The organism is Marinomonas primoryensis (assembly GCF_013372285.1).
Classification (GTDB): domain Bacteria; phylum Pseudomonadota; class Gammaproteobacteria; order Pseudomonadales; family Marinomonadaceae; genus Marinomonas; species Marinomonas primoryensis.
In genome coordinates this window covers 1,337,199-1,349,436 of record NZ_CP054301.1, presented here as the reverse complement: position 1 = coordinate 1,349,436, position 12,238 = coordinate 1,337,199, and the positions used below count along the sequence as shown (strand labels likewise).

General features: G+C 43.3%; 13 protein-coding genes. 3 read left to right on the top strand and 10 right to left on the bottom strand.

Going from position 1 to position 12,238, the window contains the following annotated elements:
- The first annotated feature begins 125 nt into the window (after window positions 1–125).
- The gene (locus MP3633_RS06175) at window positions 126–1,118 is read left to right on the top strand and encodes an NADP-dependent oxidoreductase (protein WP_176334893.1); all 993 of its coding nucleotides are present in this window, start codon (window positions 126–128) and stop codon (window positions 1,116–1,118) included.
- Window positions 1,119–1,647: 529 nt separating this feature from the next.
- On the opposite strand, the gene MP3633_RS06170 is transcribed toward MP3633_RS06175, so the two are convergent.
- Both MP3633_RS06170 and rluF read right to left on the bottom strand, forming a co-directional pair.
- Complete coding sequence (locus MP3633_RS06170) at window positions 1,648–2,649, bottom strand: hypothetical protein (RefSeq protein WP_176334892.1); 1,002 nt, start codon at window positions 2,647–2,649, stop codon at window positions 1,648–1,650.
- Window positions 2,650–3,412: 763 nt separating this feature from the next.
- Window positions 3,413–4,423, bottom strand: coding sequence for a 23S rRNA pseudouridine(2604) synthase RluF (rluF, locus tag MP3633_RS06165; protein ID WP_176334891.1), 1,011 nt, complete (start codon window positions 4,421–4,423; stop codon window positions 3,413–3,415).
- A gap of 237 nt (window positions 4,424–4,660) precedes the next feature.
- Between rluF and MP3633_RS06160 the strand changes: the two genes are divergently transcribed.
- Complete coding sequence (locus tag MP3633_RS06160) at window positions 4,661–5,158, top strand: cytochrome b (protein ID WP_176334890.1); 498 nt, start codon at window positions 4,661–4,663, stop codon at window positions 5,156–5,158.
- Window positions 5,159–5,172: 14 nt separating this feature from the next.
- On the opposite strand, the gene MP3633_RS06155 is transcribed toward MP3633_RS06160, so the two are convergent.
- The 4 genes from MP3633_RS06155 to MP3633_RS06140 form a co-directional block, all read right to left on the bottom strand.
- Window positions 5,173–5,532 carry a ribbon-helix-helix domain-containing protein gene (locus tag MP3633_RS06155; protein ID WP_112139850.1) on the bottom strand — a complete coding sequence of 120 codons (360 nt, stop codon included), beginning with the start codon at window positions 5,530–5,532 and terminating at the stop codon, window positions 5,173–5,175.
- Between the two features lie 164 nt (window positions 5,533–5,696).
- The gene (locus MP3633_RS06150) at window positions 5,697–6,266 is read right to left on the bottom strand and encodes a DJ-1/PfpI family protein (RefSeq protein WP_176334889.1); all 570 of its coding nucleotides are present in this window, start codon (window positions 6,264–6,266) and stop codon (window positions 5,697–5,699) included.
- Window positions 6,267–6,592: 326 nt separating this feature from the next.
- On the bottom strand, window positions 6,593–7,390 hold the full coding sequence (locus tag MP3633_RS06145) for a transglutaminase domain-containing protein (protein WP_176334888.1): 798 nt from the start codon (window positions 7,388–7,390) through the stop codon (window positions 6,593–6,595).
- 657 nt (window positions 7,391–8,047) lie between these two features.
- Window positions 8,048–9,685: an NAD+ synthase gene (locus MP3633_RS06140; RefSeq protein WP_176334887.1), complete on the bottom strand. Its 1,638-nt coding sequence runs from the start codon at window positions 9,683–9,685 to the stop codon at window positions 8,048–8,050.
- Between the two features lie 73 nt (window positions 9,686–9,758).
- On the opposite strand from MP3633_RS06140, the gene MP3633_RS06135 reads away from it, so the two are divergent.
- Window positions 9,759–10,019, top strand: a complete 261-nt coding sequence (locus MP3633_RS06135) for a PP0621 family protein (RefSeq protein ID WP_176334886.1) — start codon at window positions 9,759–9,761, stop codon at window positions 10,017–10,019.
- Here the strand turns inward: MP3633_RS06135 and MP3633_RS06130 are convergent.
- From MP3633_RS06130 to MP3633_RS06115, 4 genes are read right to left on the bottom strand one after another with little or no spacing between them, the layout of a single operon-like run.
- Complete coding sequence (locus MP3633_RS06130; RefSeq protein WP_176334885.1) at window positions 10,003–10,455, bottom strand: hypothetical protein; 453 nt, start codon at window positions 10,453–10,455, stop codon at window positions 10,003–10,005. The two genes, MP3633_RS06135 and MP3633_RS06130, sit on opposite strands and share 17 nt — an antisense overlap.
- Before the next feature lie 5 nt (window positions 10,456–10,460).
- A complete protein-coding gene (locus tag MP3633_RS06125; RefSeq protein WP_176334884.1) occupies window positions 10,461–11,351 on the bottom strand; it encodes a hypothetical protein in 891 nt (296 codons plus the stop codon).
- Window positions 11,351–11,707 carry a hypothetical protein gene (locus tag MP3633_RS06120; RefSeq protein WP_176334883.1) on the bottom strand — a complete coding sequence of 119 codons (357 nt, stop codon included), beginning with the start codon at window positions 11,705–11,707 and terminating at the stop codon, window positions 11,351–11,353. The genes MP3633_RS06125 and MP3633_RS06120 overlap by 1 nt, the downstream gene beginning before the upstream one ends.
- Window positions 11,707–12,216 (bottom strand): GspH/FimT family pseudopilin, encoded by a 510-nt coding sequence (locus tag MP3633_RS06115; RefSeq protein WP_176334882.1) that lies wholly within the window; start codon window positions 12,214–12,216, stop codon window positions 11,707–11,709. The genes MP3633_RS06120 and MP3633_RS06115 overlap by 1 nt, the downstream gene beginning before the upstream one ends.
- Between the last annotated feature and the right edge of the window lie 22 nt (window positions 12,217–12,238).

The window sequence follows — 12,238 nt, the reverse complement described above, 5'->3', positions numbered from 1 at the left end:
ACTAAATTGACAACACAGATTTAATTCTCAAATACAAAATGCACATTTGCTAACCCCATTGTCGGTGTCATCAGACATTGTAACCTTCTACTATAGTTTAAACACATTTGTTAAAAGGATTCGTTATGACCTACAAAGCAATCACACTCGTCAAAAGACCTGAGACAGAATTAACCAACGATTTATTAAAAGTAATCGACTTTTCCAAACCAACGCCCACTGATGGCGAAATGCTAATCAAACTTTCACACCTTTCACTGGACCCAGCCATGCGCGGCTGGATGAGCGCTGATGAAAAAAGCTATATTCCTCCCGTAAAACTGGGTGACGTCATGCGAGCCAGCGGTATTGGCGAAGTCGTAGAATCTAAAAATGAAAACTTCCCAATAGGTACTCGCGTTATGGGTTTAATGGGCTTAACAGAATATGCACTAAGCGACGGGAAAGGCTTAAACAAGATTCCAAAAGAATTGCCTGCCGATGCTATTTTATCCGTTATTGCTTTGCCTGGTATTACTGCTTATCACGGTGTATTTGAAGTGCTTAAACCTGAAAAAGGCCAAACACTCATCGTAACAGCCGCGGCCGGTTCTGTTGGCTCTTTAGTTGGACAGATGGCTAAAAATCTAGGTCTGACGGTAATTGGTGTCGCGGGATCTGAAGAAAAGTGCCAGTGGTTAACCGAAGAGCTTGGTTTTGATTACGCTCTAAATTACAAAGACAGTAATTTTGAAGAACAGCTCAGTAACGCGGCGCAAAATGGCATTGACCTATTTTTTGAAAATACAGGTGGCGTTGCACAAGGCCCAATATTCAATGCTATGAACCCTCATGGGCGAATCGCTGTGTGTGGTTTAATCGCAGAATACAACAAAACAGAAGCATCACCAGGGCCAAGCTGGATTGGCATTATTAAGAAACGCCTAACGATCCAAGGCTTCACCATGCCTGATCATTTTCACCGTATCAACGAATACGGACAAGCACTCGGCGAAATGCTCGAAAAAGGCGAACTAAAGTATCGCACGCATGTTTTAGAGGGATTAGAAAGTGCACCGAAAGGTCTCAATTTACTGTTTAATGGCGAAAACAAAGGCAAGCTCATTATTGCGTTATAAACCACAAATAAAAAACCGAACGTAGACGATCAGTTCGGTTTTTTTATGTTGGTATCTAGGGAAGATACGAACAAGCTCCCTTGCCTCAGCATGTGGATTAAAGCGTGTAATTCGAGGCGAGTAGCGAATGTGAATAGTTGACCTATTTTCGAGGTGCTCAACAAAGAATTCAGGCTTTTAGGCCATGCCCTTCGGGTCTTTCAGGGAAAACGCCACACTGCGTTGCGACTCTTTGAAAGGTACCTACATTCCTTCAGAGTCGCGCCTTATTTGACGATTTCTCTGAAAGACTGAGGCTTAGTAGACTTACTCGCACCTTCCCTAGGCTCTTTATTCAATTGCTTTATTTAAATTAAGTGCTTTTCTAAACAACTCTAGATAGCGTAATTTTCAATCAACTCGTCGTTTACCGATACGACTGATCTTCGAACTCCCATCAACGTCAATAAAGCGGCACAGCCAGATAACCCTGCAATAGTGCCGCTCATAGTAATCAAGCCAACCACAAGCCGTTACGATATAGCATCGTCTATTTTTCTTTTATAGCGGGAAGATAACCTTGTATACGCTCAGGCAGGTTCAAAACAAACAAAGCCCGAACTTTCTGCCAATAAATTGAGAGCATCAGCAAAAATGACCCCATTACCACGCCCGTTGCGGCAAAACTGTAACCAACGCCACCGTAGTTTTCGAATAGACTCGACAAAGCATAAATCACATAAATAAGAGATGAAACCATAAAAGCACGGCGGTCAATTGCCACAGACATGACGGTCATAAATACATACAAAAGAACAATCATCGCCATATTAATCAAGCTTTCGTTGCCATCCAGCACACCAAGACTTGAAAAAATAGGATGAATAATCAAAGGCGCCGACAAAAGGTGTAACCAAAACGCTACATCGGATTTGCGTGTGGTTCGACTCGTATCCGCCGCATCCCAATACATGGCGCAAGTAAAAGCAATGCAGCCACACAAAAAGAGCGTCGCCATCAAAACACCCGTACTATTCGGGAAAATACTAATCACAACCGAGGCTAGCATTGCTAAAGCCGCTCCGGTTCCGACCGCAACGGTAATGGGTACGCTAAAACGACGCCAATGAAGATAAGCCGCCAAAGTTGATAATGCTGTCGCTAGGATGACACCGTAGCTAGACTGCTCACCAAATAAAGAATCCGTGAAAGCAAAAACACCGCCAACAAAGGCCAGCAGCAATACAATCGCAGGAAGCGCCATTTTTCGGCGCAACACAAACACTTCTGATAGCCCCCATGCCAACGCGGTAAAGACCAAATAACCTACACTTTCATTAATCGATTGAAGCACCCAAAGCGAAGAAAATAACAACAAAGAGCAAGCAATCACGACAAAAATATCGTTAAAGCCACCTACTAAACGAAAATTTTCCTCATCGACTGAAGGCGTCCCGTTAGATGACGACATAAGGTGACGAAACTCATCAACAGACGTTGCAGTAAAAACTCCCTTTTTAACCGCCAAATTTAGATCTTCATCTGTATACATAACTATCCTTAATCCCTAAACGTTTAAACATAATAATTTCTATTAAATACAAAAAAGGAACGTCAGAACGTTCCTCTATTTCCATGTGATACGTTAGACCCAGTCTCAATATAACCACAAGAGCCATCAGTCAATATTACACAGGCTGTCAGTCCAAAAATAACATTACTAAAATACAAGTTGAGGCAAATATTTGATTACCTTCACAACGCCCTTTTATACACTCTATAAAACAATAATAAGACCCTAAAAATGGTTATACAAATAACCCCGTGACACTGTCTACATACGTCCTTAGTATTCGTCAAACCCATCACAAAACTTACACTTAAACCCAGTACAGAGACATACAAAGCAACCGCCCTTAGTAAAGAATGAGGCCTTTTATAGCGCTACCAAGTAATCCTTTCACTTGTTCAGCAATAAGAACATACTGATCTTGTTGCGCATTATGGTGACAATTTTTATTAAAATCATACGCAACCACAGCCCTTAGTTGGCAAAAACCGACCTAGGTTAATACAGTGATGATGGATGGTGAATATCATGAGTAAAGGTCAAGACAACAAAAAAGATTCAAAAAAGAAACCGCTTTTAACAGCAAAAGAAAAAAAAGCAGCAAAGGCTTCTAAAAAATCCTCAACAAATGTTTTAGGCAACTAAGTCTCAATTGGCCACCGTGGCGCCATGGTGGCCTTATTGCGAATAATCAAACCGATTTAACCATCATTTTGACCATTCAAAACGCGTTTTTTAGTAAAAGCTAAGGACGTGAAGACTTTTGTGGGCCACCTTTTCCTTTTGCCGGGCGTTTTGCGTTGCCCTTTGGCGCACCTGAAGGTTTACCACTTGGCCGTTTTCCATTACCTGTTGGCTTCTTAGCATCAGCAAAGGGGCGCCTGTCTTTCGTTTTAGATGAGCTTGCTGGTTTTCGCCCGTCTTCCTTCTTCGGATGCTTAGTATTGGCCTTTGGTGTTGCTATAGATTTTGCATCAGGTCGGCTGGTTTTTCTCGGCGCCTTACGGGCTTTTTTTGCGGGTATGCTATTTTCTGAAGAAGAATCTTCGACTGATTTCAATAAAACAGCTAACTCTTTTTCGGTTAAGTCCCGCCATTCACCCACAGGAACGCCTTTTAAACTCACGTTCATAATACGAGTCCGCTCTAGCTTCACCGCGTCATAACCAAAGTGCTCGCACATCCGACGAATCTGACGATTAAGACCTTGTACCAACGTAATGTTAAAAACATTCGCCGTTACCTTAGTCACAGGACATTTTTTCGTCATGGTCCCCAAGATAGGAACGCCGCCCGACATACCCGCTATAAAGTCATCGGTAATCGGCTTATTCACCGTAACCAAATACTCTTTTTCATGATTATTACCGGCGCGCAGTACCTTGTTAACAAGATCGCCATTGTTGGTCAAAAAGATTAAACCTTGAGAATCTTTATCCAAACGACCAATCGGAAAAATTCGTACGCTATGACTAACAAAATCGACGATATTGTTCTTTTCAGAACTTTCCGTAGTGCTGACAATCCCAACCGGTTTATTCAATACAATGAAGATAAAATCATCCGCATCTTGTGGTTCGATCAGTTGACCATTCACTTTTACGGTATCTCCAGCCGCTACTTGATCTCCCACCTTGGCACGCTTGCCATTAATGAAAACATTGCCTTGTTCGATAAAGCGATCTGCGTCTCTGCGAGAGCAAATGCCACTTTCGCTGATGTATTTATTTAAACGAGTGGATGAAGCGTTAAACATAAGGTGCCGTCTTTGTCTGCGCAAAGTCTCTCTATTTTAGAAAGCGCTTAAACTAAGTGAGTCGTAAAGAACGATATTGAAGACATTATATAGGAAATAAGACTCGCATTTTAGGAGGGAACAACAGAAATCTGTAAATTAAGCCATGAGCGAATAACACTTAAGCATGGCTTAATATTCACACGTTAAACTTCTTTCATTGTCACCAGCACCATTATTTCAATAAGAGCCTATATCATGAAGTTTTCTATGCGACACAAAGAGCAATCCTACAACACAGCGCAAATTGTACTGCACTGGACTATTGCTGCGTTGATTGTTTTCAATTATTTCATCAGTGACGAAATGGGGCGGGCTTTTCGCCAACACTTAGAAGACAGTAATAATGGCTATAGTTTTACAGCGTCTATACATGTGTACGTCGGCTTAGCCATCATTGCTTTAGTAGTTGTACGAGTTATTGTCCGTTTCATGTCTAAAAAGACCAAAACAGCCTCCAAAAATTTATTTGACCGTGCTGCCTGTATTATCCATGAATGTTTGTATTTATTAATGTTTTTAGTACCAGTATTTGGCGCTACAGCTTGGTATTTTGGTATTCACTTTATGGGGAATGTACACGAAATAGCGATAAACACCATGATGTCTTTGGTCTTGCTGCACGCCTTCGCCGCACTATTTCATCAATACATACTTAAAGATGGTACATTGCTAAAAATGTTCGGACAAAAATAACGCCAAATACATAATTACTGATGCGTCTCTAGATAGTATTTTTCCTGTTCAAGAATACGATCTGTATTAAGGGACGCTAGGCTCACCTCATGAGAATGAGGCAACATGCCGATAGTTTGCAAATGCAGATAACGCATCGCGCAAACTCGTAGAAAAGACGTGAAGTTATCTAGATTATGACCCGCATCCAAAGCCTCGTGATTGAGCTTGGCGATCATTTGAGACAAAGACAGCTTATCTCGTTGAGCAATCTCTTCCAGAGTAAACCAAAAAAAACTTTCTAATCGTATACTGGTGACCATACCGTCAATACGCAAAGAGCGCGTGACGTTTTCCCAAAGGCTCGGATCAGAGTTCACAAAAAGCTTACACATTTTATTTTCCCTATTGAATGATTTATTTTTATTGTCGGAAGGTAAAGTGGCTCAATGCAAACAGTCTAGATCAAAAAGCACATAGAAGTTAGGCAGATTTAACGCTTTACTGTCTCATGACAATGGTTAAACCTGCCAAATTAGATTCATCAAACTTCAACGAATCACTTTGCTAACAATACATAAAACTGAGCCAGCCAAGCCGGATGCGCAGGCCAAGCTGGCGCGGTAACAAGGTTGCCGTCTGTTACCGCTTGATCAACCGGAATATCCATAAACTGACCGTTGGCGAGTTCGACTTCTGGTTGGCAAGCTGGGTAAGCGGAGCACTTTCTATTTTCTAACACACCCGCCGCCGCTAACAATTGCGCACCATGACACACTGCCGCTACAGGTTTATCGGCATCAAAAAAGTGTTTCACCATCGCGATCACTTCTTTATTAAGGCGAAGGTACTCTGGCGCTCGGCCACCGGGAATGACTAACGCATCGTAGTCTTCGGCTTTTATATCAGCAAAAGTCGCATTCAAAGCGAAACGATGGCCTGGCTTTTCAGTGTAAGTTTGATCCCCTTCAAAATCATGGATCGCCGTCGCCACCGTATCACCAGACTTTTTGTCTGGGCATACAGCATGCACAGTATGGCCCACACTCATTAATGCCTGAAAAGGCACCATGGTTTCGTAGTCTTCCGTAAAATCACCCGTGATCATTAAGATTTTTTTATTAGACATGACACTTTCTCCGGCTTTAGTTAAATCGTCCTATGTTGTAACAGCTAGAGAAAGGGAAAAGGTATTAAGGGGTTATTACATTTATGCAACTCGGCTGGGCGGGACTAAGTCCCTTCCCCTTTTGTCTTCCAAGGGGAAGACGGAGGATGGGGTTGCTCTTTGGATCTTCAAGTATATTTGTTACCTCTCAATGACTTTGAACTGCGAGTTTATTCCGCTCAGCAGAGCGAAATAAAAGTTGGAAATTCAAAGCATTTGAATGGAAACCCTATTATTAGCAAACATAAAACTCCCAGCTTAAAAGTGCCGAGTAGGCTTTTTTGGTCTTAGTCGTTCGGCTTTGATACCTGTTCAACTTGTACATCCATACTCAACAGCTCAACCGGAGCGCCAAACTGGGTATAAATAGCAACATCGGTCGCATCTCGTCCAAAGGCAATCGCAACACGCCCACCCTTTAGATCTGTTTGAGTAGGATCGAAGGTATACCACCGATTTCCTACGTAGGCTTCAAACCAAGCATGCAAATCCATTGGGTAAAGTCCTTCAAGATAGCCCACCACCATGCGCGCAGGTATACAAAGCGCTCGACAACAAGCAATACCTAAATGAGCCATGTCTCGGCATACGCCATAGCCTTGCTGATTGACTTCGGAAGCACTAATAGTCTCCTGACCGTGGCTCGGCGTGTACTCTATTGTTCGGCGAATATAATCAACAATCGCAGCACATTGGTCATAACCAGGCGCATACCCTTTCGCTATCATCGCTGCCATGTCAGTAAAGCGATCTGAGTCACAGTAGCGACTAGGAAGCAAAAAAGGCAATGTCTCGCCGGGTAATTGCGGTACTTCAATAAATGGGGCTCCTGGGTCTATATCTGAATAATCTGCCGTTTCAACATAAACCAACGTGCGTAATGAAAAGTCTCCTATTGGCGCAACCAACCGCTGGCACAAGTTTCCAAAAGAATCCGTAAATTCAACCGCTGGTACGCTCGGCGACAATACGTAATCTTCGCGTGAAATCCACTGCTGCTCGCCACTACGAGGTCGCAACATTAAGATAAACGGTGTTGGCACGGAAGTATGAAACTCAAGCATGCAAGAAGCTTTTAACCACATAAGCCTTACCTCCATATAAAATACGTTAGCATTGAAATATGCCAGTTATTCACCATAACAGCTCTAAATACTGTTTAAAACTTTTTGCATTGAAAGCCTAAATTCGGGACTGTTATTTCTATGCTGCAAATGCTTAATTAATTGATACTAAAACCCTTTTCATTTTTTTTCAGTTTTTTTTGTCGGCCTAAAGGCTCGACCTACACGTGAAAGCTGCGCTTATGATGCCCTACGGTCTTTGGTTTTCCATCATTGAAGTCCCAGAAAAGTCGGCTTCGACGCGACGAAGTTGCGCGACTTTATGGAGTTTCAGAGTCAGTGTTTGAAGATCTACCTCCCACCAAATAAACAATCTATGCCTTACGATGTGAATCGTTTTGCTAAACGCAACGTTAAACAAAGCAAATGAGACGTTTGGGCGAAAGCCCGATAAAGAGACCTTTTGGTTACTTTTATGGACCTGGATAAAAGTTACCCGCTCAGCAGAGCGGAAAAAACCTACAGCTCAAAGCTATTGAGAAGTAACAAATACACTTTAAAAACTAAAGAAATGACCCCATCCTCCGCCTTCCCCTTGGAAAACAAAAGGGGAAGGGACTAAGCCCCGCTCAGCAGAGCGAGAAGAGAAAAAATTTTGAAAGCTTTTTTAAAAGCGATCTACTCGCCGATGTGCCAGCCGTTAGTGATCGGATAACGGCGATCTCGACCAAACCCGCGAGCGGTAATACGCACACCAGTAGGTGATTGACGACGTTTGTATTCATTGACGTCAACAAGGCGAAGTACTCGATAAACCGTCTCTCGGTCGAATTTTTTAGTAGCAAGAATGGCTTCTGCACTTTGATCTTCTTCGATGTACATGCGTAAGATGTCATCGAGGATGTCATAACTTGGCAAAGAATCTTCATCTTTTTGATCCGGAGCCAATTCCGCAGACGGTGGACGCGTAATGACCCGTTCAGGAATCACGTATCCCAAGGTATTGCGGTAGCGACAAAGTTTGAAAACCAACGTTTTAAACACGTCTTTTAACACAGAATAACCGCCGACCATGTCCCCATAAAGGGTTGCATAACCCACAGCCATTTCGCTTTTATTGCCGGTAGTGAGCACCATCAAGCCTTTCTTATTAGAAATGGCCATCAGAACGACACCGCGAGTACGTGCCTGAAGATTTTCTTCCGTGGTGTCTTTCGCGTAGCCCTCAAACTCCGGAGCAAGTACGTCGGTAAACGCCGAGACCATGGATTCAATCGGTAAAACGCTGTATTTCACGCCCAATAAATTCGCCTCTTCTTCTGCATCATGCAAGCTAATAGAAGAGGTATAAGTGTAAGGCATCATCACCGCTTGAACACGATCAGCACCGATCGCGTCTACTGCAACAGCAAGCGATAACGCAGAATCAATACCGCCACTCAAACCCAGCACAATGCCTTTGAAACGATTCTTTTCGATGTAATCACGCAACCCAAGCACCATCGCTTGATAGACGCTTGCTTCCACGTCTAACGCAGGAGCAATGATACCGGCAACGGGTTCAACTTTGTTTGGTTGACTGTCGTCCACTATCATATCAAGACAATATAAACCCGCTTCAAACCAAGGCGCCTGCATGATTTTTTCACCTTTGGCGTTTACCGCAAAGGAACCGCCTTCATAAACCAGTTCGTCTTGCGCGCCCATGTAGTTCACATAGACAATCGGCAAGCTGACTTCGGTCGCTCGTTTATGAAGCAAGGTCTCACGTTCACCCATTTTTTCAATATGATAAGGCGAAGCATTTAGATTCAGAATCAATTCCGCACCGGCGGCTTTCGCTTGCGCTACAGGCTCTGGATGCCAAATATCTTCACAGATACTCAAACCCACTTTCACACCTTTGATGTCAACAATGCCTGCATCGAGGCCTTCGCTGAAATAGCGTTTATCATCAAATACAAGGAAGTTAGGCAATTTCTGTTTTGCGTATTCAACTAACATTTTGCCTTGGTAAATCACGCCAGCGCAGTTAAAAAGCTCGCCATCGATACGGCGTGGATAACCAATCACCACATGGATATCACGAACTTCTGCCAAAACTTTAGCCAACGCAGATTCAATGCGCGGATCCAAACTGGGACGTAACAATAAATCTTCTGGTGGATAGCCCGTTAAGGTTAACTCAGGAAAAACCACCACATCGGCGCGCTCTTCATCACGGGCTTTACATGCCGCATCTATAACAGATTGGGTGTTTTTTGTGATGTCGCCGACCAGCATATCCAGCTGGGCCATTGCAATTCGTAATGTCATACAGTTGCTATCTCGTGAACTCTGTTAGAATATGCCCGTTATTGTCTGGAATAACCCAAGCTAGGTAAAGTATATGATCGTCCGTTTGATCGTTTTTGTTGCAATTTTCTTTATTGGTTGGTGGTTGTATCGCCGATTTGTCGCTTTTAAAGGCAGTCAATCGCCAACGAAAGCAAAAACACAGAAATCCTCTAAAAAGGATGAGTCTCAAGAAAGCATGGTTCGTTGCGAAGAATGCCAAACTTTTACGCCTCGCTCCCATGCTATTCATGACCAAGATGCTCGTCCATTTTGCAGTGCGGAACATTTGAAGACATTCAATCAGAAGCACTAACCCAACCACCTGAAAACCATGCCCCATCTCGCCACCACCAGCATCGATATTGGTGCTGGTTTTGGCTGGCGCAGAGTCGGTAAGAAGCGAGTACATGACCAGATTCATTCGCTGGTGACTCGTATCGCACCCATTGGTAATGCAAACGTTGCGTGTTTTTTTGCCATATTTTTTCTTGCGAATGTAGACCTAACTCACAAAACCCCACGCATTCGCTGAAAGTCGCCGATGACAAACTAGGCGACACCATAAAATCTTTCTTGAAATCCATCCAAACCTGCTGCTCGATTTCAATATCATTTAGCTGCCCTCGCCACAAATAAGACGCTTGCAACCTTTGTTGATATTGCATCGACAAAGTGGAAATGGCTAATAGTAACGCAATAATCGGTAATGACACCCAGCCGCGCTGAGAGCCCATCAAATAAGACATCATGGTTATTACATCTCTTTTAACACGATAATTTGATTACCAACGCCCTGACAAGGGGGTAAATAGTGCCAATCGTCTCCTCTCATAGAATGATACTCCTGAGTAAACGACTCCTGTCGGTCAGACTTACAATTGCTCAAACGATACTGATATTCCACCCAAAGCCCTCGAAGCTTTTTCAGAGCAAACGGTCCATATCGCGTGTCCAAAGAATCCACCAAACCGTTGTCATCCTCATCCAATAACGGGAAAATAGACAATCGCTCGATCCCGTTTAGCAATTCCAATGAATTACCGCTTTCCTCTGGGGTTCGCCAAAACGCATCGCCTCCCTCTTTTCCAGGCGATAGATACCAATAAAAACCATCTTGGCTCTCTATCACCCCAGATTGCCCAATCGCCAAATCGTCCGCTAACTCAATTTTACTTTTGTAACTAGACACCGAGACAACTTGCCCTGGAAAAGACGATTCACAACTCGAAAAATTCGTTCGATCTCCCACTTTCCAGTGGCATAACAAGTTTGTCTCAAATGGGTTACTGGAAACCGTTACAGTACCTCTACACAGCCCATAATCGGTTCCTTTTATCCAATCAGAGCCGCTAGACACCTTGCGTGAAGCAAGTCGAACAGGAGGAGACTCGCCCGATTGAATGGTTAAAAACAACGACTCGTCCATCGCACAATTTGCAGGAACCAAACGCGTCCATTGCGCTTGAAAATGAGCATCAATGGCGGCTTTGACCTCGTGTTGGTCTTGATACGTTTGCGCGAGAAGGTGTCGTTCCTGCAAGCGAGCAAGAGCACTCACCAGAAAGGGCAAAAACAACGAAATCAAGGCGCAAGCAACCAGCATTTCAATCAATAGACTGCCTTTCATTTGTGTGCGTCGAGACATTATTCGCCCTCCACATCAATATTAGAAAGATCATGCTGCGAAGCATAAAACCAACGTTTCAATTGGTTTTCGCTGCATTTTTGACAATCTGGATAAGCTTGATTTAATGAACTTTCTTGATTATTTAGCCAAGCAGCAGAGCCCGTTAAGGCTTCCATAGCAGCTTGTTTTTGCTGGTTTTCATGGTTTTTTCGTTGTTCTTCCAACTGCTGAGTGGAACGCCAATGAGCTTCGTTCTGACGCTGTGCTAGATGCAAGACGACAGAAAACAACGCCAAACAAAGCACTACTTCAAGCATGATCCAACCGTGCTGTCTCGTTTTTGATAAGAGGATGATGGGGTATAACTTTTTCATCAGCATGCCTCCCCGTTTTTTTCTTGCGGGTCAGAGGTATAAAAGCGCCCACTTTGATTCAATATCAAATTCGCCTGCCAGGTGCCTAAGCAAAATTCAAACGTACCGTTTTGGTAACCTGACAAACCGTTAAAGTGGAATTCTATTTGTTTTTTTTGCGAAGGAAAGCCGCGCCAAGATACGTCTAATAATGCGTTAAAGGTGATATGCCGATATTTTTTTTCTGCACCACTAACACCTTGGATTTGATATAGCCGAAAACCCGAAGACCAATCACCGTCACAATGAACACCACCACACAAAAAACTGGCACGGCCACTCACCACCGCCAATTGGCGAGCTTGTGTTAGCGCATTAGATAGTCGCTTCATTTCAATTTTTATTGTGCTTTTGTCTTTGGCGTTTTGACTGACCGTCAAAAATTGCGCGGAACCGGCATAGGCTAAAATGCTCAGAATGGCTAAAACACATAACAGCTCTAGCAAAGAAAAGCCGTGTTGATGGCTCATAGAAAACCTCCTTGTTTTACGT

What these genes read in the sequence shown, in the direction of transcription:
- MP3633_RS06125 (WP_176334884.1), bottom strand. Translation starts at nt 11,351, where the DNA reads ATGTCTCGACGCACACAAATGAAAGGCAGTCTATTGATTGAAATGCTG.
- MP3633_RS06130 (WP_176334885.1), bottom strand. Translation starts at nt 10,455, where the DNA reads ATGATGTCTTATTTGATGGGCTCTCAGCGCGGCTGGGTGTCATTACCG.
- MP3633_RS06145 (WP_176334888.1), bottom strand. Translation starts at nt 7,390, where the DNA reads ATGTGGTTAAAAGCTTCTTGCATGCTTGAGTTTCATACTTCCGTGCCA.
- MP3633_RS06135 (WP_176334886.1), top strand. Translation starts at nt 9,759, where the DNA reads ATGATCGTCCGTTTGATCGTTTTTGTTGCAATTTTCTTTATTGGTTGG.
- MP3633_RS06150 (WP_176334889.1), bottom strand. Translation starts at nt 6,266, where the DNA reads ATGTCTAATAAAAAAATCTTAATGATCACGGGTGATTTTACGGAAGAC.
- MP3633_RS06120 (WP_176334883.1), bottom strand. Translation starts at nt 11,707, where the DNA reads ATGAAAAAGTTATACCCCATCATCCTCTTATCAAAAACGAGACAGCAC.
- MP3633_RS06170 (WP_176334892.1), bottom strand. Translation starts at nt 2,649, where the DNA reads ATGTATACAGATGAAGATCTAAATTTGGCGGTTAAAAAGGGAGTTTTT.
- MP3633_RS06175 (WP_176334893.1), top strand. Translation starts at nt 126, where the DNA reads ATGACCTACAAAGCAATCACACTCGTCAAAAGACCTGAGACAGAATTA.
- MP3633_RS06140 (WP_176334887.1), bottom strand. Translation starts at nt 9,685, where the DNA reads ATGACATTACGAATTGCAATGGCCCAGCTGGATATGCTGGTCGGCGAC.
- MP3633_RS06115 (WP_176334882.1), bottom strand. Translation starts at nt 12,216, where the DNA reads ATGAGCCATCAACACGGCTTTTCTTTGCTAGAGCTGTTATGTGTTTTA.
- rluF (WP_176334891.1), bottom strand. Translation starts at nt 4,423, where the DNA reads ATGTTTAACGCTTCATCCACTCGTTTAAATAAATACATCAGCGAAAGT.
- MP3633_RS06155 (WP_112139850.1), bottom strand. Translation starts at nt 5,532, where the DNA reads ATGTGTAAGCTTTTTGTGAACTCTGATCCGAGCCTTTGGGAAAACGTC.
- MP3633_RS06160 (WP_176334890.1), top strand. Translation starts at nt 4,661, where the DNA reads ATGAAGTTTTCTATGCGACACAAAGAGCAATCCTACAACACAGCGCAA.